This is a genomic window from Streptomyces sp. NPDC002817, assembly GCF_053592055.1.
On the sequence record NZ_JBSFUY010000012.1, the window covers coordinates 215,647 to 234,846 of the forward strand.

Annotated in this window: 19 protein-coding genes; 12 read left to right on the forward strand and 7 right to left on the reverse strand. The window is 70.7% G+C overall.

Annotated elements, in window-relative coordinates; genetic code table 11:
- Positions 1–5: 5 nt before the first annotated feature.
- The 6 genes from ACWD3I_RS23910 to ACWD3I_RS23935 all read right to left on the reverse strand — a co-directional run bounded on the left by ACWD3I_RS23910 (position 6) and on the right by ACWD3I_RS23935 (position 5,926).
- On the reverse strand, positions 6–905 hold the full coding sequence (locus tag ACWD3I_RS23910) for an alpha/beta fold hydrolase (RefSeq protein ID WP_451084164.1): 900 nt from the start codon (positions 903–905) through the stop codon (positions 6–8).
- Positions 902–2,557 (reverse strand): thiolase C-terminal domain-containing protein, encoded by a 1,656-nt coding sequence (locus tag ACWD3I_RS23915; RefSeq protein WP_365411605.1) that lies wholly within the window; start codon positions 2,555–2,557, stop codon positions 902–904. The genes ACWD3I_RS23910 and ACWD3I_RS23915 overlap by 4 nt, the downstream gene beginning before the upstream one ends.
- Positions 2,558–2,572: 15 nt before the next feature.
- Complete coding sequence (locus ACWD3I_RS23920; protein WP_365411608.1) at positions 2,573–3,958, reverse strand: cytochrome P450; 1,386 nt, start codon at positions 3,956–3,958, stop codon at positions 2,573–2,575.
- Between the two features lie 12 nt (positions 3,959–3,970).
- On the reverse strand, positions 3,971–4,162 hold the full coding sequence (locus ACWD3I_RS23925) for a ferredoxin (protein ID WP_365411611.1): 192 nt from the start codon (positions 4,160–4,162) through the stop codon (positions 3,971–3,973).
- A gap of 36 nt (positions 4,163–4,198) precedes the next feature.
- Positions 4,199–5,059, reverse strand: coding sequence for a mycofactocin-coupled SDR family oxidoreductase (locus tag ACWD3I_RS23930; RefSeq protein WP_365411614.1), 861 nt, complete (start codon positions 5,057–5,059; stop codon positions 4,199–4,201).
- A gap of 69 nt (positions 5,060–5,128) precedes the next feature.
- Positions 5,129–5,926, reverse strand: coding sequence for an NAD(P)-dependent oxidoreductase (locus ACWD3I_RS23935; protein WP_365411617.1), 798 nt, complete (start codon positions 5,924–5,926; stop codon positions 5,129–5,131).
- A 203-nt stretch (positions 5,927–6,129) separates the two neighbouring features.
- Between ACWD3I_RS23935 and ACWD3I_RS23940 the strand changes: the two genes are divergently transcribed.
- From ACWD3I_RS23940 to ACWD3I_RS23960, 5 genes are read left to right on the forward strand one after another with little or no spacing between them, the layout of a single operon-like run.
- On the forward strand, positions 6,130–7,578 hold the full coding sequence (locus ACWD3I_RS23940) for an aldehyde dehydrogenase family protein (RefSeq protein ID WP_365411620.1): 1,449 nt from the start codon (positions 6,130–6,132) through the stop codon (positions 7,576–7,578).
- Positions 7,575–8,789 (forward strand): CaiB/BaiF CoA transferase family protein, encoded by a 1,215-nt coding sequence (locus ACWD3I_RS23945; protein ID WP_365411623.1) that lies wholly within the window; start codon positions 7,575–7,577, stop codon positions 8,787–8,789. Before ACWD3I_RS23940 ends, ACWD3I_RS23945 begins: the two co-directional genes overlap by 4 nt.
- A 26-nt stretch (positions 8,790–8,815) precedes the next feature.
- Entirely contained in the window at positions 8,816–9,652 is an 837-nt protein-coding gene (locus tag ACWD3I_RS23950; protein ID WP_365411626.1) for a TauD/TfdA dioxygenase family protein, read from the forward strand.
- Positions 9,649–10,410 (forward strand): SDR family NAD(P)-dependent oxidoreductase, encoded by a 762-nt coding sequence (locus tag ACWD3I_RS23955; RefSeq protein ID WP_365411629.1) that lies wholly within the window; start codon positions 9,649–9,651, stop codon positions 10,408–10,410. Before ACWD3I_RS23950 ends, ACWD3I_RS23955 begins: the two co-directional genes overlap by 4 nt.
- A gap of 39 nt (positions 10,411–10,449) precedes the next feature.
- The gene (locus tag ACWD3I_RS23960; protein WP_365411632.1) at positions 10,450–11,022 is read left to right on the forward strand and encodes a GNAT family N-acetyltransferase; all 573 of its coding nucleotides are present in this window, start codon (positions 10,450–10,452) and stop codon (positions 11,020–11,022) included.
- A gap of 428 nt (positions 11,023–11,450) precedes the next feature.
- Here the strand turns inward: ACWD3I_RS23960 and ACWD3I_RS23965 are convergent, their stop codons facing one another.
- On the reverse strand, positions 11,451–12,170 hold the full coding sequence (locus ACWD3I_RS23965) for an enoyl-CoA hydratase/isomerase family protein (protein ID WP_365411635.1): 720 nt from the start codon (positions 12,168–12,170) through the stop codon (positions 11,451–11,453).
- A gap of 94 nt (positions 12,171–12,264) precedes the next feature.
- Between ACWD3I_RS23965 and ACWD3I_RS23970 the strand changes: the two genes are divergently transcribed.
- The 7 genes from ACWD3I_RS23970 to ACWD3I_RS24000 all read left to right on the forward strand — a co-directional run.
- Positions 12,265–13,827, forward strand: coding sequence for an AMP-binding protein (locus tag ACWD3I_RS23970; RefSeq protein ID WP_365411638.1), 1,563 nt, complete (start codon positions 12,265–12,267; stop codon positions 13,825–13,827).
- A 55-nt stretch (positions 13,828–13,882) separates the two neighbouring features.
- A complete protein-coding gene (locus ACWD3I_RS23975) occupies positions 13,883–15,061 on the forward strand; it encodes an amidohydrolase family protein (RefSeq protein WP_365411641.1) in 1,179 nt (392 codons plus the stop codon).
- Positions 15,058–16,500, forward strand: coding sequence for a FadD3 family acyl-CoA ligase (locus ACWD3I_RS23980; protein WP_365411644.1), 1,443 nt, complete (start codon positions 15,058–15,060; stop codon positions 16,498–16,500). Before ACWD3I_RS23975 ends, ACWD3I_RS23980 begins: the two co-directional genes overlap by 4 nt.
- A 38-nt stretch (positions 16,501–16,538) precedes the next feature.
- On the forward strand, positions 16,539–16,805 hold the full coding sequence (locus ACWD3I_RS23985; RefSeq protein ID WP_365411647.1) for a hypothetical protein: 267 nt from the start codon (positions 16,539–16,541) through the stop codon (positions 16,803–16,805).
- 117 nt (positions 16,806–16,922) lie between these two features.
- Positions 16,923–18,113, forward strand: coding sequence for a CaiB/BaiF CoA transferase family protein (locus tag ACWD3I_RS23990; RefSeq protein WP_365411650.1), 1,191 nt, complete (start codon positions 16,923–16,925; stop codon positions 18,111–18,113).
- A gap of 16 nt (positions 18,114–18,129) precedes the next feature.
- Entirely contained in the window at positions 18,130–18,876 is a 747-nt protein-coding gene (locus ACWD3I_RS23995; RefSeq protein WP_365411653.1) for a GntR family transcriptional regulator, read from the forward strand.
- A gap of 37 nt (positions 18,877–18,913) precedes the next feature.
- A partial coding sequence (locus ACWD3I_RS24000) for an electron transfer flavoprotein subunit beta/FixA family protein (RefSeq protein ID WP_451084165.1) occupies positions 18,914–19,200 on the forward strand: 287 nt, incomplete at its 3' end.

Here is a 19,200-nt window from a genome sequence, read left to right on the forward strand (position 1 = left end):
GACACTCAACCCGCCCTTCCCTGCGCGGAGTCGACACCCTCGGGGCGCGCGTTCTCGCGGAACACCGCGCACTCCTCGGCGAACGCCAGCACTCCGAGGTGGTAAGCCCGGGCCGAGTGACCCAGGCTCAGATTGTGGCCACTGTCGGGTTGTTCGTGAACCCTGACGCGAGGTGACGAAGTGAACACCGAGGCGAAGTCCTTCAGCGCCCGCTCACCGGGACTCCACACCGCCTCGTGGTCGCCGAGGGTGTAGTGCACGGGGACGCGCACCCGGGCGGCCAGTTCGGGGAACTCCCGCGCCCAGTCACGCGCCTGGGCCTCGTAGGCGGGCGAGGCGGCACCGATGGCCGTTCCGCCGAAGACGTCGGCCGGGTACAGATGGCTGGGCCCCCACAACAGATCGCGCATCCGGCTCCGCGCCGGCCGTCGGACGCCCTGCTCCCCGTGCTGCGCCCAGCGCGCGGTGAAGCGGGGATGGTGTTCCCGTCCGGTCCCGGCGACCTCCAGACCCAGCAGGGCACGGCCACGCTCCTCGGCCGCCATGCGGATGGCCAGTTCGCTGCCTGCCGAGTGCGCCATGAGGAACACGCCCGCGCCGTGCGGGCGGGAGGCGAGCAGCCCGTCGAGGGCCGCGTAGGTGAGCTCGACGCGGCGGACCGGGTCGGTCACCTTCGCCTGGTGGGCGTGGGAGGCGCCGTAGCCCGGCCGGTCGAGGGCGATCACCGTGAAGCCGAGCGCCGGAGCGGTCCGTAGCAACGACAGCCGGGGCCGGCCCGGGCAGTCGAAGTACGCGGAGTCGGTGCCGCCGCCGTGCAGGGCGAGGACGACGGCGCGCGGCTGCGGGGCCCAACTCGCCCGGTACGACAGGGGGATGCCGTCGATGTCGAGGGAACCGTGGTTCACGTGTCCGTCCTGAGGAGAAGGACTCCGCTGGGCGTGAGCCCTCCGGAGCTGACCACGGCGACGCGCGCGCCGGGCACCTGGCGTGGGCCCGCCTCGCCGCGCAGTTGGACGATCGCCTCCTGGACGAGCCCCATGCCGTGGGTGCGTCCGTGGGAGAGCTGGCCGCCGTGGGTGTTCAGGGGCAGTACGCCGTCGCGGGCGATGTTCTTTCCTCCGTCCAGGAAGTCCTTCGCCTCGCCGATGCCGCAGAAGCCCAACGCCTCTATCCAGGACAGGCAGTTGAAGGTGAAGCCGTCGTAGAGCTCGGCCACGTCGACGTCGTCGGGGCCGAGCGGGGTGCGGGTCCAGAGGTGGGCGGCCTGGCCGATGACCTGGGGTTCGTGGGTGAGGGTGCTCTGGTCCCATTCGAGGCGCTCGGTGATCCGGGTGCCGACGGCCTCGACGAGGACGGGCGGCTTGGCGAGGTCCCGGGCGGTGTCGACGTGCGACACGACGACGGCCACGGCTCCGTCGCAGGGGACGTCGCAGTCGTAGAGGCCGAACGGGGTGGTGATGGGCCGGGCTTCGAGGTAGTCGTCCATCGTCATCGGGTCGCGGTAGATCGCCGTCGGATGGAGGGCGGCGTTGGCGCGCTGGTTGAGGGCGATCCAGCCGAGGGTCTCGCGGGTGGTGCCGTACTTGTGGAAGTGGCGCTGGGCGTTCTGGGCCAGCGTGTGGGCGGCGGAGGTCGCGCCGAAGGGCTTGAGCCAGCCGGCGTCCGGGCTGCTCGGCGGCTGGAGCCGGCCCCGTTTGACGAGTTCGTTGTACGACGCCTCCCACAGGGTCCGGAAGCAGAGCACGTGCCGGGCCAGTCCGCCGGCCACGGCCAGCATCGCGGCGATGAGGGAGCCGCCGGGGCCGAAGGTCTCGCCGCCGCCGTTGTGCCAGGTGGGGCGGATGCCGAGGGCGGACTCCAGGGCCGTGATGCCGCCCTCGGCGAAGCCGCCGAAGGATCCGGCTCCGGGATACGTGGCCAGGCCGTCGATGTCGTCGAAGGTGAGACCGGCGTCGGCGACCGCCCGCTCGCAGGCCTGAACGGTGAGGGAGAGCGGGGGGACCAGCAGTCGGCGGCCGAGGCGTGAGCTGCCGATGCCGGTGAGGGCGACCTTGTCCTCGAACTTCTCGGTGGTCGCCAACGGCCTTGTGCGGGGGGTGACTTCGTCCTCGGGCAGCGGTGCCGGTTCGCCCTGTTCGGCCGTGGGGCGGAACAGCGGCAGCCACACCTGACCGGCCTCCTCTCCGGCCTGCTCGAAGACGACCTCCATGCGCATGCCCAGGACCAGGTCGTCGGGGTCGCACTGGACCGCGTTGGTGGTGAGCCGGACGCGGTCGTCCTCCTCCAGCGCGACCTGGGCGACGACGTACGGGGCGGGGAGGCCGGGCAGGCCGAAGCGGTGGTTGACGGTGAAGCCGACGAGGGTGGCGTGCCCCGAGACGGTCCGTACGCCCATGGCGTGGCCGCGGCAGTGGCGGCACACGGGTTGGGGCGGGTGGATCAGGGACGCGCACGACGCGCACTCCTGGATCCGCAGCCGTCCGTCCGCCCCCGACGTCCAGAAGAACGCGTTCTGGTCGGTGAGTTGGGGCAGCGGGCGTCCCGGGGATGCGGCCACCTGGGTCTCCTCCATTCAGCGTTCGATGTTCGCCCTGGCCGAGCGGACCGTGACGGGCTCGGCGAGGCGCTGTTCGTCGCAGGCCTTCTGGAGGATTTCCAGGGTTTCGTCGAGCCCGGGTCCGAGGCGCTTGCCCGGGGTGAAGGTCGCCGGGAGGTGGCGCATGCCCTGGATGATGCCGATGGTCTCGTAGTGGACGGTGCCGTCGGGCTCGCAGCGGTAGTCGGGCATACGGTCCAGCACCGCCGTGACCATGCGCTTGAACACCGTACGGGCGACATTGGAGCCGATGCAGCGGTGGATACCGAGGCCGAAACTGCTGTGCCGGTTGCCCTTGCGTTCGAGGTCGACGCGGTCGGGGTCGGGGAAGACGGAGGGGTCGCGGTTGGCCATCGCCCAGGACAGCCAGAGGCGTTCACCCTCCTCGAAGCGCTGGCCGGCGATCTCGCAGTCGGCGGAGATGGTACGGCCGTCCCCCGGGGCGGGCGCGTAGAAGCGCAGGAACTCCTCGGTCGCGGAGTCCAGCAGGGTGTCCCGTTCGCGGCTGAGCCGGTCGCGGTCCTCCGGGTTCTCGCCGAGCCACTCCAGGGCGTGTGCGGTGAGGGCGGTCGTGGTGTCGAAGCCGCCGCCGATCAACAGGGCCAGGACGCCGGTCAGTTCCTCGTCGGGCGGGGTCCTGCCGTTGATGTCGGCGTGCACGAGCGCGTCGATCAGTCCCGGCCGGGGGTTCCGGCGGATCTCCTGGATGGACATGTACAGGCCCATCCCCATGTTCCGGCTCATCTCGGCGACGCGTGGCATGTCGGGCGAGTCGGGCGGGGTGTAGACCGAGGCGTGGGCCGGTTCGTTGTAGACGGTCCAGTCCTTCAGCGGGATGCCCATCATCGCCAGGGTGAGGACGGCCGGGACGATGTTGGCGAGGTCGTCGACGAAGTCGATCCGCCCCTGCTCGATCCTCTCGTCGAGGCAGGCGCGCACCACCTCGTCCACGAAGGGCACCCAGCGGCCGACCGCGGCCGGGGAGAGATACGGGTTCAGGGTCTGCCGGTAGTGGCGCTGCTCCGGCGGGTCCATCTCCAGGAAACCGCCCTGGACTTCACGCGCACGCGGCGGCGAGGGGATGGTGATGCCCTTGTAGCCGCGCCGCTCCCCCTTGACGTCATGGTCGTTGGAGAGGAACTCGGCGGACCGGGCCAGTTCGAAGACCTCGCGGTTGCCGCTGGCGACCCAGTGGCCGCCGTGGGTGTCGGTCCAGGCGATGGGGCACTTGGCGTGCAACTCGTGGGTGATCTCCTCGAATTGGTGGCGGTACTCGGGGGTGTGCCGGTCGAAGTGCACCTGGTGTTTCCTGCGGTCGTCGCCGCTCGCGGCCTCGCTCATGGGGCCGTCGTCCTCGCTCATGGGGCCTTCCCTTCAGAAGATCTGGATGGCCCGTTCCGGGCACGAGTGCGCGGCTTCCCGCACGTCCTCTTCCTGATCGGCCGGTACGTCCTCGCTGACGGCCGAGGAGTGGCCGTCGACCTCGTCCAGCTGGAACGTCTTCGGAGCGGTCATCCAGCAGAGCGTGTGGCCCTGGCAGCGCTCCGGATCGACGCGGACCTTCACGGCTTGCCTCCCTGTCGATTCTGTTGTCCCTGGCGCTCAGCGGCGCCAGTCGTACCACTTGAGGTATCCGCCGGCGTCGACGCGCAGTTGGGTGCCGGTGATGTAGCGGGCCTCGTCGGAGGCGAGGAAGAGCACGGCATTGCTGATGTCGACCGGCTCGACGTACGGGACCGGCATGGCCTGCTGAACGGCGAACACCGGCTCGGCGTCCTCGCGCGTGGGGTGTTCGAGGTCGGGGCGGAAGGACTTGTACATCGGCTCGCTCTGGAGCATCCGGGTGTCCACGTTGGTGGGGTGGATGACGTTGGCCCGCTGCTTCAACGGGGCGAGGTTGCGGGCGAGTTCGTGGACGTACTCCGACAGGGCGCGCTTGGCGTAGACGTAGCCGGAGCCGCCCGGGTTGGAGCCGGGGGTGTCGACGATGCCGTGCTCCATGAGGGCGGCGGTGGAGCCGGTGGCGATCACGGAGGCGCCCTCGCGCAGATGGGGAAGGGAGATCTGAATGGCGTTGATACTGCCGATCAGGTCGACGTCGATCGCGTCGCACCAGGCCTGGAGCTTGGGTTCGCCGCGCAGCGGGGCGATCCCGGCCTGGGCCACCACGATGTCCAGGCCGCCGAGTTCGGCGATCCCCGCCTCCAGCGCCTCGCGCAGCCCGGCCACGTCCCGTACGTCGGCCTGGCGGGCGACGATGCGGCGGCCCTGCTCCTCGACCAGGCGGACCGTCTCCTTGAGGTCCTCGGGGGTGGCCATCGGGTAGCCGACGGTCTCGTAGTCGCGGCACAGGTCCACCGCGATGATGTCGGCGCCCTCCTCGGCGAGGCGTACGGCGTGACTGCGGCCCTGGCCGCGAGCGGCGCCGGTGATGAACGCGACCTTGCCCTCAACTCGTCCCATGGGTGGTGTCCTCACGTTGTCGGTCGGTTGGTTCAGGGACGCCCGCGGGCGCCGCACAGGTCGATGGGGTCAGGGCGTGCTCGCGGGCGTCGCCGCGTCGAGCACCTGGGCCAGTGCGCCGAGATCGGCGCCCAGGCCGGCGGCGACCGCTCGGACGACATCGAGGTCCTTGCCGAGGAACTCGGCCGTGGACCGGGCGAATTCGGCGACCGAGCCACGGCGTACGACCCCGGCCAGCGCGCGGCTCGACGCGCTGCCGTGGGTGAGGGCGTCCAGCAGGAGCCGTTCGTCCACGCCGAGTTGTGCGCCCAGCCGGACCGCGTGCGAGAGCAGTCCGATCTGGGCGGCGAAGACGGTGTTGTTGACGAGCTTCACGCGCTGTCCCGCGCCCGGCGGGCCGACGTGCAGCACCGGGTCGCCGTAGCTGCGCAGGACCGGGCGGACACGGGCGACGGTGTCGTCGGCGCCGCCCACGAAGAGGGTGAGGTGACCGGCGGCGACATCGGGCGGGCCGCCACTGACGGGGGCGTCGACCACATCGATGCCGCGTTGTGCGATCTCCTCGACGGTGTGCGGGTCGCCGGTGGTGTGCACGACGAGGACGGCGCCGTTCGGCAAGGTCTCCGACAGGCCGCTGTCGAGGCAGACTTCACGCACCTGCGCGTCGGTGTGGACGCAGACCAGTACGACATCGGCGCCTTCACCGACCTCGGCGACCCGGTCGACCACCCGGGCCGGCTCCTGGGCGAGGGCGGCACGGGAATCGGCCGACCGGCCCAGGACACACACCGCGTGTCCCGCCTCGGTGAGTCTGCGGATCATGGGCCGCCCCATGCGACCGGCTCCTACGAGCCCGACGCGCGTCACGTTCCAACCCGGATCACAAGAATCTCCCTTCCGAATGCGAGAACCCTACTTTCAAATCCGTAGCACCCGGAAGGCCCGTGTGACGACTTTATGTCAGCACGTGACATGCATGACTGATCCAGACCGAGGTCGTGACGCGGAAGTTGGGCCACTGTAGTGTTCTCCCAATTCGAGAACGCCATTTCCATCGGGAAGGGGACGGGATGCCACCCCCGGACAGGCGACTGCTCATCGACGGGCGGCTCGTCGAAGCCGACCGGACGTTCGCCACGCTCAACCCCACCACCGGCGACCTGCTCGGCCACGCTCCCGACGCCACGGCCGAGCAGGCCGAGGCCGCCGTCGCGGCCGCCCGCCGCGCGTTCGACACCACGGACTGGTCCACCGACACCGAGTTCCGCATCCACTGCCTCGACCAGCTCCACACCGCGCTCACCGAACACCTGGAGGAGCTGCGGGAGTTGACCGTCGCCGAGGTGGGCTCGCCCCGGATGCTCACGCACAGCCAGCAGCTCGACGAGCCGGTCGGCCTGGTCCGTTACTACGCGGACCTCCTCAAGACCCACCCCCGGACCGAGGATCTCGGCGTGGTCGAGTACCTGGGGCAGCGGCACCGCCGCTGGGTGGAGAAGGAGGCCGGCGGGGTCCTCGCCGCGATCGTCCCGTACAACTACCCCACCCAGCTCGCCCTGGCGAAGCTGGCCCCGGCGCTCGCCGCGGGCTGCACGGTCGTCCTCAAGGGCGCCCCGGACACCCCGTTGGTCACCCTCGCGCTGGGCGAGCTGATCGCGGAGCACACGGACATCCCGGCGGGCGTGGTGAACGTACTGACCTCGTCCGACGCGGCCGTCGGTGAGCTGCTCACCACCCACGCGGACATCGACATGGTCAGCTTCACCGGGTCCACCGTGACCGGCCGCCACATCATGGCCGCCGCGAGCGGCACCGTGAAGCGGGTCTTCCTCGAACTCGGCGGCAAGTCGGCCCTGATCGTCCTCGACGACGCCGACTTCGCGGCCGCCTCGACGTACGCGGCTTACATGATCTGTCTGCACGCGGGCCAGAGTTGTGCGATCACCTCGCGGATGCTGGTGCCGCGCGAGCACCACGACGCGATCACCGAGCAGGTCGCGGCCGCACTGGAGCGGGTGCGGTACGGCGATCCCGCGCACCCCCGCACCTATATGGGTCCGCTGATCAGCGAGCGGCAGCGCGACAGGGTCGACGGCATGGTGCGGCGGGCGGTCGAGGCGGGCGCGACGCTGGTGACCGGCGGCAAGCGGGTGGACCCGGGCTTCTTCTACACGCCGACGCTCCTCACCGGCGTGGACCCGGCGAGCGAGCTGGCACAGGAAGAGGTCTTCGGCCCGGTCCTCGCCATCGTCCCGTACGACGACGAGGACGACGCGGTCCGGATCGCCAACGACTCGGTGTACGGCCTGTCCGGCGCGGTCCACAGCGCCGACCAGGAACGGGCGATCGCCCTGGCCCGGCGGATCCGCACGGGCACGTTCAGCATCAACGGCGGCAACTACTTCTTCGCCGACACGCCCTTCGGCGGCTACAAGCAGTCGGGCATCGGACGGGAGAAGGGCGTGGACGGACTGGAGGAGTTCATGGAGCGCAAGACCTTCGGGGCGGTGGTCGAATGAGCGCCGGACCTCTGAACGGCATACGGGTTCTCGAGGTCGCGATGTACGGCTTCGTGCCGTCCGCCGGTGCCGTCCTCGCCGACTGGGGCGCCGACGTCGTCAAGGTGGAGCACGCGGTCAACGGCGATCCGCAGCGCGGTCTGCGGCAGACCGGCACGTTCAAGGTCGAGGGCGATCCGAACCCCAACGTCGAGCACGCCAACCGGGGCAAGCGCAGCATCGGCCTCGACATGGCGCGTCCCGAGGGCAGGGAGGTGCTGTACGACCTGACCCGCCGCTCGGACGTGTTCCTGACGAGCTTCCTGCCCTCGGCCCGGCGGAAGTTCGGGATCGACGTGGACGACATCCGTGAGGTGAACCCGCGGATCGTCTACGCCCGGGGCAGCGCGCTCGGTCCGCGCGGCCGGGAGGCGGAGAAGGGCGGCTACGACATGACCGCCTTCTGGGCCCGGGCCGGCACGGCCGCCAGCCTCACCCCGCCCGGCATCGAGGGGATGATCCCGCCGCCCGGACCGGCCTACGGCGACACCATCTCCGGCACCAACCTCGCCGGCGGCATCGCGGCGGCTCTGTTCCGGCGCGAGCGCACGGGCGAGGCACCGGTCGTGGACGTCTCCCTGCTGGGCAGCGGTGTCTGGGCGATGGGCCACGGGATCGCCCTCTCCCTCCATCTGGAGCGGCCGATGACCGCGCCGCCGGCGGGCGGACACGGCTCCCCCACCAACCCGCTGTCCGGGCTGTACCGCACGGCCGACGACCGCTGTCTCGCCTTCGTGATGATGCAGCCCGGCAAGTTCTGGGCCGATGTGTGCCACCACATCGACCGGCCCGAACTGGCCGAGGACCCGCGCTTCGCCACCGCCGCGGACATCGCCGCGCACACCGAGGAGGCGGTCAAGATCCTGCGCGAGGTGATCGCGGGCCGCACCCTGGCCGAGTGGACCGAGCGCTTCGCGACGCTGGCCGGGCCCTGGGCTCCGGTGCAGGACTCCCTCCAGGTGGGCGGCGACGCACAGGTGCGGGCCAACGAGTACGTCGTGCGGGCCGGGGAGCTGGAACTGGCGGCGAGCCCGGTGCAGTTCGACGTCGAGGCCCCGCAACCGACCGGTCCGGCACCGGAGTTCGCGGCGCAGACCGAGGAGATCCTCCTGGAGCTCGGCCTGGACTGGGACCGCATCCTCGCGCTCAAGGCCGCGGGAGCGGTGACCTGACTCCTCGTCACAGAAAGGGAACGTGCATGACAGTCACCGTCTCCGACATCACCCCGACCACCGGCGTCGAGATCACCGGCCTGTCCGGGGACAGACTGGTCGACAAGGCAGTCGCCGAGGAGTGCCGGGCAGCCCTGGACCGACGGGGGGTCGTGATCTACCGCGAGGCGCACATCGGCGATGACGACCTGGTGGCCTTCAGCCGGCTGCTCGGACAGGTCGTACCGCTTCCGCTGGGCGGCCACCCGACCCACTCCGAGATCCAGCGCATCACCCGCGACCCCTCCAAGAGTCCGCTGGCCGCCTATCGCGAGGGCACCTTTCACTGGCACATCGACGGAACGACGGACGAAGTACCCAACAAGGCCACGCTTCTGACGGCACGCCAGATCTCGGACGACGGAGGCGGCGACACGGAGTTCGCCAACACCTTCGCGGCGTACGAGGCGATGTCGGACACCGAGCAGTCGGACCTCGACGGCCTGCGGGTCGTGCACAGCTTCGCGGCCTCGCAACTGCTCGTCACCCCCGATCCGTCACCGAGGGAGCGGGCCGCCTGGGACCGCAACCCTTCGCGCGAGCAGCCCCTCGTCTGGACCCGGGCCGGTGGCCGCAGATCCCTCCTCATCGGAGCCACGGCGGGCGAGGTCGTCGGCCGCCCGGCCGCCGAGGGCCGTGCGCTCCTGGACGACCTCCTGGACCGCGCGACACGGCCGGAGTTCACCCTCCGCCACCGCTGGCGCCAGGGCGACCTCGTCATCTGGGACAACACCGGCATGCTGCACCGCGCCCTGCCCTACGGCGAGGCCTCCTCCCGGCTCATGCACCGCACCTCCCTCGCGGGCGAGGAGCTCGTCGCGTGACCGGGGAGCGGCGTACCGCCCTGGTCACGGGCGGCGGTTCGGGCATCGGGCGGGCCATCGCGCACCGGCTCGCGGAGGACGGTTTCGCGACCGCCGTCCTCGACCTCGACACGGAGGCGGCCGAGCGGGTGGCCGAGGAGTCCCGCCGGAAGGGGCACGAGGCGGTCGCCTTCGGCGGGGTCGACGTGTCGGACCGCGCACAGGTCGACGACGCCGTACGGCGGGTGCGGGAGACGCTGGGCGGGCCGGCGCTCGTCCTGGTCAACAACGCCGGGGTGTCCGCGACCCAGGGCTTTCTGAAGATCACCGACGAGTCCTGGAACCGGATCATGGCCGTGAACCTCAACGGGCCGTTCTACTTCTGCCAGGCCGTCGTGCCCGGCATGAAGGACGCGGGCTGGGGCCGCATCGTCAACATCTCCTCCTCCAGCGCCCAGTCGGGCCAGCAGTACATGGCCCACTACGTCGCCTCGAAGGCCGGCCTCATCGGTCTGACCAAGTCGCTGGCCCTGGAGCTCGGCCCGGCGGGCATCACGGTGAACACCATCCCTCCGGGGTTCGTGGACACCCCCATGCTGCGGGACTCGGAGGAACGCGGACTGCTGGGCGGCTCGGTGGACCATCACGCCGAGCTGACTCCGGTACGACGGGCCGGGCGGCCGGAGGACATCGCCGCCGCGTGTTCCTTCCTGGTGTCCGAGGAGGCCGGGTACGTCACCGGGCAGGTGATCGGGGTGAACGGGGGGCGCAACACCTGAGACGGGAACTGCGCGGCGAGGTGTGTGCGTCGTACACGCATGACCACCTCGCTGCGCCCCGCGGGCCTCGACGACCTGGACGCCATCACCGACCTGCACACGCGGGCGCGTACCGCGTACTACGAGGCGGGCGGTTGGTCGGAGCCGGAGCTCACCTCTCCCGAGGCGTTCGCCGGCCGACGGGAGATGTGGCTGCATGCCGTCCGGAACGACACCAAGACGGTTCTGTGTGCCGTACGAGGCGACGAACTGGTGGGCGTCCTGGCGATGGGTCCGCCCCATGACGCCGATGTGGACGCCGCCGCTGTCGGTCAGCTCTACCAGATCCACGTCCGCCCGGGCTCCTGGGGACAGGGGATCGGCGACCGACTGCACGCGGCGTTCGTACGGCACCTTCGGGACGCGTCCCAGACCGCCGGCGTGCTGGAGGCCTGGGAGCGCAACAGCCGCGCCCAGGGCTTCTACGCCCGGCACGGCTGGCGGCCCGACGGACACCGGCGGCCCGGACCGGGCGATGGGAACTACGTCCGGATGCGCCTCACCGTGGGGCCTGCCGGTCCTCGATCAGATGCGTCGGGGCATGGTTGGCCCACCCCGGCCCCGGCCGGTTGAACCACCCCGACGAGGCGTGGGTGCGCCGTCGGGGTGGAGGGTGGTGCCGGTGACGTCGGAGGACAGGGCCGAGGCGGCCCATGGGGATGGCGGTGCGGATGCCGGCCGGGGTCGACAGCGCGTCGTCGTCGCCGGTGAAGCGGCGCATGTTGGGGGTCGGGGTGCGGTCCGGGGCGATGTTGTCGACGCGGATGCCGGAGCGTCTGGTGCCCGCCCGAGGCCGGCCATCGGTCGCCCGGCACGGGGTGCTCGCTCAGCGGCAGTCCGGCGAACCCGGCCCGCTCCGCCGCGGCGGCCACCTCGGGCAGGGGGCCGGCGTCCAGGGTGTCGCCGTCGGGGCCGTTGGTCTCGGGGCAGTGGAAGACGAAGTGCATCGTCACCTCCGTGGGGCTGGTCGGTCCCCGCGTCGTCCCCGTGCGCGGGGCACGTCACTTTCCGCGCGCCAGCACCCGCTCCGCCGCCGCCCAGTGCGCGTCGGCCACCCACAGCCGAGCGAAAGCGCGCACCGCATCGTCGGCCGAAGTGCCGTCGGAGACAACACGCTTGACCTCACCGGCGGGAAGCGTCGCGAGGGATCCGGCCAGCGCACGCCAGCCTTCTTCGAAAGCGGCCCGGGGAAACACCTGGTCGACGAGTCCTAGGCGCTGCGCCTCCGCGGCGTCGAGCACGGCCCCGCTCCCCGCGAGCATCAGCGCTCTCCCCCGCCCCACCAGCGCGGCCAGCCGCTCCGCACCGCCCCACGCGGGCATGATCTCCAGGGTCACCTGGTTGAAGCCGATCCTGATGTCGTCCGCGGCCACCCGGATGTCGGCTGCCACGGCGACCTCTGCCCCGCCGCCCAGGGCATGTCCGTTGAGCGCGGCGACGACGGGTCCGGGGAAGGCGGCGATCCGGTCGCAGACGCCCCGCATCCGCCGGGCCATCGCGGCCGCCTCGTCCTCGGTGCGGATCGCGGCGAGCTCCTTGAGGTCTCCCCCGGAGACGAACGCCCGCTCCCCGGCCCCCTTGACCACCAGCGCCCGCGCACCCTCCGTCGCGTCGAGCGCCTTCTCCAACTCACCCATGGTGTCGAGCGAGATGGCGTTGCGGGCGTGCGGGCGGTCGATCGTGAGGACGGCCAGGCCGTCGTCCAGTTCGAGGCCGATCACGTGATTCCCCCCGAGGGATATTGGCATTCTCCAAATCCGAGAATAGCGTATGCGCCGCCGGTCGGAGCCGCACCGCACGGGAGGCAGCAGGCGCATGCGAAGGATCCCCGCAGAGTTGGCCAAGCGCTACGAGGCAGCGGGCTGGTGGACCCAGGACACGATCGGGGACCTGCTCGCACGGGGCCTCGCCGCGGCGCCCGACGCCGAGTTCCGGGTGCACTCGGCCGTCCGCCCCTGGTCCGGAACGTTCCATGACGTCGAGCAGGTCGCGCGCCGTCTGGCGAGCGGACTGCGCGAGCGGGGCGTGGGCGCCGGCGACACCGTCGCCTTCCAGTTGCCCAACTGGATGGAGGCCGCCGCGGTGTTCTGGGCCTCGGCGTTCCTCGGTGCGGCCGTCGTGCCGATCGTCCACTTCTACGGGCGAAAGGAGGTCGGCTACATCCTCGACGCGGTGAAGCCGAAGGTCTTCGTGGCCGCCGAGCGGTTCGGCAGGCTGGAGTTCCGGGCCGACCTGTGCGCGGACGTGCCCGTGGTCGGCGTGGTGGGCCGTGCCACGCGACGGGAGCCGCACATCGAGGACTTCGAGGACCTGCTGAGCGACACCCCGCTCCCCGGCACCCTGTCCGCCGACCCGACGGGCCCCGCCCTCATCGCCTTCACCTCGGGCACGACCCGCGACCCGAAGGGCGTGGTCCACAGCCACCAGACGCTCGGCCACGAGACCCGCCAGCTCACCGCGAGCTACCCGCCCGACCGCGGCCACCAGCTCACCGCGGCCCCGGTCGGCCACTTCATCGGCATGGTGAACGCCTTCCTCATCCCGGTCCTGGAGGGCTCCCCGGTCAACCTCACCGACGTCTGGGACCCGGGCCGGGCACTGCAGTTGATGACCCGGCACAACCTCCACATCGGCGGCGGCGCCCCCTACTACGTGACGAGCCTGCTCGACCATCCCGACTTCACCCGGGCCCATCTGCGGCACATGAGGTATGCGGGGCTGGGCGGTTCGTCGGTCCCGGCGGCGGTCACGACCCGCCTGGCCGGTCTCGGGGTGCATGTCTTCCGGGCCTACGGGAGCACCGAGCACCCCTCCATCACGTCGTCGCGGTTCGACGCCCCCGAGGCCAAGCGCCTCTTCACGGACGGGGACGCGCGGCCGGGCGTCGAGGTACGCCTGGCCGAGGACGGCGAAATACTCAGCCGCGGCCCGGACCTCTGCCTGGGCTACACCGATCCGGCCCTGACCGAGCGGTTCTTCGACGACGAGGGCTGGTACCACACCGGCGACATCGGCGTCCTCGACGAGGACGGCTATCTCACGATCACCGACCGCAAGTCCGACATCATCATCCGCGGCGGCGAGAACATCAGCGCCCTGGAGGTCGAGGAAGTCCTCCTCACCCTGCCCGGCGTCGCGGAGGCCGCGGTGGTCGCCGCCCCCGACGCCCGGCTCGGCGAACACGCCGCCGCCGTCCTGCGCATGCTGCCCGGCCATCCCCTGCCCGGCCTCGACGAGATGCGCGCCCACCTCGACAACTCCGGTCTGGCCAGGCAGAAGTGGCCCGAGGAACTGCACGGCGTCACCGACTTCCCGAGGACCGCGAGCGGCAAGGTCCAGAAGTTCCGGCTCCGGCAGGACATTGCCGTACGCACGTGATTGCCGTACGCACATGATGAGAATATGATTCTCGCAATTCGCCAAGGAGGGTCTCATGACGTCGCGTGCGCTGCCGTATCCGCTCTTCGACGCGGACAACCACCTGTACGAGACCGAGGAGGCGCTGACCAAGCACCTCCCCAAGCAGTACGAGGGCGCGATCCAGTACGTACAGGTCAACGGCCGTACGAAGATCGCGATCCTGGGCCAGATCAGCGAGTACATCCCGAACCCGACGTTCGAGGTCGTCGCCCGCCCGGGTGCGATGGAGGAGTACTTCCGGGTCGGCAACCCCGACGGCAAGTCCCGTCGGGAGATCTTCGGCGACCCGATGCGCTCGATCCCGGCGTTCCGTGAACCGGGTCCGCGTCTCGAGCTGCTGGACGAGCTCGGCGTACAGCGGACGCTGATGTTCCCGACGCTCGCGAGCCTCATCGAGGAGCGGATGCGGCATCACCCGGAGCTGATCCACGCGGTGATCCACTCGCTGAACGAATGGCTGTACGAGACCTGGTCGTTCAACTACAAGGACCGGATCCTCACCACCCCGGTGATCACGCTGCCGATCGTCGAGAAGGCGATCGCGGAGCTCGACTGGGCGGTGGAGCGCGGCGCGAAGGCCGTACTCATCCGCCCGGCCCCGGTGCCGGGGTACGGCGGCTCGCGTTCGTTCGCACTGGAGGAGTTCGACCCGTTCTGGAAGCGGGTCGTGGAGACCGGGGTCCTGGTCGCGATGCACTCCTCCGACAGCGGCTACGCGAGGTACACGAGCGACTGGGAGGGCGGCCGGGGCGAGATGCTGCCGTTCAAGCCCAACGCCTTCCGCACGGTCTCGGAGTGGCGGCCGATCCAGGACGCGGTGGCCGCGTGGGTGTGCCACGGCGCGCTGTTCCGCTTCCCCGAGCTGAAGATCGCCCTCATCGAGAACGGCTCCTCGTGGGTGGCCCCGCTGCTCGACCAACTCGCCGACGTCCACAAGAAGATGCCGAACGAATTCCTCGGCGACCCGGTGGAGGCCGTGAAGAACAGCATCCATGTCAGCCCGTTCTACGAGGAGGACCTGGGCGGCCTGGTCGACCTCATCGGCGTCGACCGCATCCTGTTCGGCTCGGACTACCCGCACCCCGAGGGCCTGTCCCAGCCGACCTCGTACGTCAACGCCATCCAGGGGCTGACCGTGTCCGACCAGGCCAAGATCATGGGCGGCAATCTGGCCCGGCTGATACCGGCATGACCCGGGAGCCCTGGGAGTCCGTCCCCCGCATGGTGCTGAGCGCCGCCGACCGCTTCGGTGACGCAGAAGCGGTCGTCGACGGACCGCTGCGGCTCACCTTCACCGAACTCGCCGAGCGGGTACGCAAAGCGGCGGGCGCCTTCAAGGCGCTGGGGGTCGAGAAGGGCGACCGGGTGGCGATCTGGGCGCCCAACTCCGCCGAGTGGCTCGTCGCGGGCTTCGGTCTGCTCGCCGCCGGCGGGGTGCTGGTGCCGGTCAACACCCGGTTCAAGGCGGACGAGGCGCACGACATCGTCGTACGGGGCGGTGCGAAGGCCCTGCTCGTCCAACAGGGCTTCCTGGGGCTGGAGTTCACCGGACCGCCCGGCGTCCCGGTGATCGACCTGAAGTCGGACCTCCTGGCGAGCGGATCGCCGTACGAGTGCGAGGTGAGCGGGTCGGACCTCTCCGACATCATCTTCACCTCGGGGACGACGGGCCGCCCCAAGGGCGTTCTGATGAGCCACGCGCAGAACCTGCGGCTGTTCGCGGAGTGGTGCGATCTGGCGGACCTGCGTCAGGGCGACCGCTATCTGATCGTCAACCCGTTCTTCCACATGTTCGGCTGGAAGGCGGGCTGTATCGCCTCCCTGATCCGGGGCGCGACCATTCTCCCGGTGCCGGTCTTCGACGTGGACCAGGTGCTCGACCTGGTCGAACGCGAACGGGTGACCATGCTGCCCGGCCCGCCCACGCTCTACCACTCCCTCCTGGAGGCGGAGGCGAAGGGCGGCCGGGACCTGTCCTCGCTGCGGGCGGCGGTGACCGGGTCCGCGGACATCCCGGTGGAGCTCATCCGCCGGATCAGCAGCGAGCTGCCCTTCCGGACGATCATGACCGGCTACGGCCTCACCGAGGCCGGCACGGTCACGGCCTCCCGGCCCGGCGACTCCTTCGAGGAGATCGCCACGACCGTCGGCCTCCCCTGCGACGGGCTGGAGATCCGCATCGCCGACGACGGCGAGGTACTGGTACGCGGCTACAGCGTCATGCTCGGCTACCTCGACGACCCCGCGGCGACGGCCGAGGCGATCGACCCTGACGGCTGGCTGCACACCGGTGACCTGGGCACGCTCGACGACCGGGGACGGTTGAGGATCGTCGGCCGGAAGAAGGACATGTTCGTGGTGGGCGGCTTCAACGCCTACCCCGCCGAGATCGAGGGCTTCCTGCTCCAGCACCCGGCGGTCGCCCAGGCCGCGGTGGTGGGCGTCCCCGACGCGCGGATGGGTCAGGTGGGCAAGGCCTTCGTCGTACGGCACGGCCGGGTGTCGGCGCAGGAGCTGATCGCCTGGAGCCGGGAACGCATGGCCGGATACAAGGTGCCCCGATCCGTGGAGTTCCGGGAGGAGTTGCCGATCGGTGCCACGGGCAAGGTGTTGAAGGACCAACTGCGATGAGGCCCGTCGCGTCACCCGCGGGAGAACGGAGATTCATTGTGACGACGAACCGCACCGCCGACCTGACGGCGGACCCGTCACCGGACCGGATAGAGCGTCTCGACGAGGAGATCATCACCCTTCTCGCCCGTCGCCGTGCCATGGCGCAGGAACTGCCTCCCCCCGCGCGCGCCCGCGCCGTCGATCCCGAGTTCGCGGAGACCGTACGGGAGATGACGGACCGCTACCGACAGGAGCTCGGCGGCGCCGGCGAACTCGTCGCCCGCGCGGTGATGGTGCTGTGCCATCCGAGCCGCCGGTCCTGATCACGCGGGGTGAGGAGGGAGGACCGGGGGTCCTTCCTCCCCGCCCGCACACGACCACGTGCGCATGACTTGGATCACTTTGACAGTGCCCTTGATTTGGCCGTACAAATAGGCCATATGAGCGTCCCGAAGCTTCCTCTGTCCGGGATCACGGTCGTCAGCCTGGAGCAGGCGGTGGCCGCCCCCTATGCCACCCGGCAGCTGGCCGACCTCGGCGCCCGGGTCATCAAGGTGGAGCGCCCGGGCGGCGGTGACTTCGCGCGGCGGTACGACACGACCGTCCACGGTCACTCCAGCTATTTCGTCTGGCTGAACCGCTCCAAGGAATCCCTCACCCTGGACCTCAAGGATCCGCGCGGCCTGGAGATCCTGCACCGGCTCCTCGACGACGCCGACGTCTTCGTGCAGAACCTCGCCCCCGGAGCGGCCGACCGTCTCGGCCTCGACACCGACACACTCACCGAGCGTCGGCCGCGGCTCATCCCGTGCACGATCTCCGGATACGGCACGGACGGACCGTGGGCCGACCGTAAGTCGTACGACCTGCTGGTGCAGTGCCAGACCGGACTGGTGTCCCTGACCGGAACCCCGCAGGAGACCGCGCGGGTCGGGATCTCGGTCGCCGACATCGCCGCAGGTATGTACGCCTACAGCGGCGTCCTGACGGCCCTGTACACCCGCGCCACGACCGGCACGGCCCACCCGGTGGAGGTGTCCCTCTTCGAGGCACTGGCCGAGTGGATGGGCCAGCCGGCCAATTACACGCAGTACGGCGGCAGCCAGCCCCCACGCCTGGGCACCCAGCACGCCACCATCGCCCCCTACGGCACCTTCACGTCCGCCGACGGCAAGGACGTGCTGTTCTCCATCCAGAACGAGCGCGAGTGGGCCGTGCTGTGCGCGGAGTTCCTCGGTGATCCCGAGCTCACCACCGACCCGCGCTTCGCCACCGGCTCCGACCGTGTCGCCCACCGCGAAGAGCTCAACGCCGTCGTCGCCGAGCGCTGTGCACGCTCCGACGCCGAGGAGATCCTCAAGGACCTGGAGGACATCGGCATCGCCTGCGCCGGGGTCAACGACATCGCCGCGTTCCTCGACCACCCTGTGCTGGCCGCCCGTGACCGCTGGCGCGAGGTGGGTGTACCGGGCGCCACCGTGCAGGCGCTGCTGCCGCCGGCCGACCTCGCGGGGCTGCCCGCCCGCATGGACCCCGTACCGGCGGTGGGCGAGCACACCGACGCGATCCTCACCGGGCTCGGCCACAGCCGCGACGCCATCGAGGCGCTGCGCGCCGACGGCGTCGTCTGATGACGGGGTGACGTCGATGCTCGAGCAACCACAGCGTGAGAGCACCTACCTGAAGCTCGCCCGCGAACTGCGCACCGCGATCCTGCGGCACGACTACCCCGAGGGGGTGCGGCTGCCGACGGAGGCCCAGCTCGCCGAGCACTACGGCATCAGCCGGCAGACCGTGCGCCGGGCCTTCCAGGACCTGGTGGCGGAAGGGCTGGTCCACCGGGTGCCGGGGCGCGGCACCTTCGCCACGCCCCGCGACGAACAGTATCTGCGCCAGTTCGGCTCGGTGGACGACCTGATGGGCCTGTCCATCGACACCCGTATGCGGGTCGTCACGCCCCTGCACCGACGGGTCGACGTGGACGCGGCCGGGCGACTGGGCCTGCACACCGACCGGGTGCACAAGCTGGCCTTCGTCCGGCTGCACGAGGACACCGCGTTCTGCCACACCGCGGTCTCCCTGCCGCCCGCCGTCGGCCAGTTGCTGGAGTCGGTCCCCGAACTCACCGAGCCCGGCACCCCCAGCGCCTCCACCGTCATCGGCTTCCTCGACGGCCGGCTGCCCGAACCGATCGCCGAGGCCGAGCAGAGCATCACGGTCGCGGAGGCCACCCCCGAACTCGCCGAACACCTCGGCTGCGAACCGGGCCGCGCGCTGCTGCGCATCGACCGGCTCTACCAGTCGGTCGCCGGACAACTCGTCGAGCTGGCGATCAGTCACTTTCTGCCCGAGCACTACTCGTACCGCGTACGACTGAGGCGCAGCGGCCGGTGACGTCGTATGCCGAATTGTCGAAAGAGGAGCAATTGCCGTGAGTCTCAAGATAGTTGTGACCGTGAAGTACGTGCCCGACGCCACGGGCGACCGGCACTTCGCGGATGACCTGACCGTCGACCGTGACGACGTGGACGGTCTGCTCTCCGAGCTGGACGAGTACGCGGTCGAGCAGGCGCTGCAGATCGCCGGTGAGGCCGATGACGCCGAGGTCACCGTCCTGACGGTCGGTCCGGAGGACGCCAAGGACGCGCTGCGCAAGGCGCTGTCCATGGGTGCCGACAAGGCGGTCCACGTCGAGGACGACGACCTGCACGGCACGGA

Coding starts and splice junctions, on each gene's coding strand:
- ACWD3I_RS23920 (WP_365411608.1), bottom strand. CDS start 3,958: ATGAGCGAGGACGACGGCCCCATGAGCGAGGCCGCGAGCGGCGACGAC.
- ACWD3I_RS23950 (WP_365411626.1), top strand. CDS start 8,816: ATGACAGTCACCGTCTCCGACATCACCCCGACCACCGGCGTCGAGATC.
- ACWD3I_RS23940 (WP_365411620.1), top strand. CDS start 6,130: ATGCCACCCCCGGACAGGCGACTGCTCATCGACGGGCGGCTCGTCGAA.
- ACWD3I_RS23990 (WP_365411650.1), top strand. CDS start 16,923: ATGAGCGTCCCGAAGCTTCCTCTGTCCGGGATCACGGTCGTCAGCCTG.
- ACWD3I_RS23960 (WP_365411632.1), top strand. CDS start 10,450: ATGACCACCTCGCTGCGCCCCGCGGGCCTCGACGACCTGGACGCCATC.
- ACWD3I_RS23995 (WP_365411653.1), top strand. CDS start 18,130: ATGCTCGAGCAACCACAGCGTGAGAGCACCTACCTGAAGCTCGCCCGC.
- ACWD3I_RS23930 (WP_365411614.1), bottom strand. CDS start 5,059: ATGGGACGAGTTGAGGGCAAGGTCGCGTTCATCACCGGCGCCGCTCGC.
- ACWD3I_RS23975 (WP_365411641.1), top strand. CDS start 13,883: ATGACGTCGCGTGCGCTGCCGTATCCGCTCTTCGACGCGGACAACCAC.
- ACWD3I_RS23980 (WP_365411644.1), top strand. CDS start 15,058: ATGACCCGGGAGCCCTGGGAGTCCGTCCCCCGCATGGTGCTGAGCGCC.
- ACWD3I_RS23970 (WP_365411638.1), top strand. CDS start 12,265: ATGCGAAGGATCCCCGCAGAGTTGGCCAAGCGCTACGAGGCAGCGGGC.
- ACWD3I_RS23945 (WP_365411623.1), top strand. CDS start 7,575: ATGAGCGCCGGACCTCTGAACGGCATACGGGTTCTCGAGGTCGCGATG.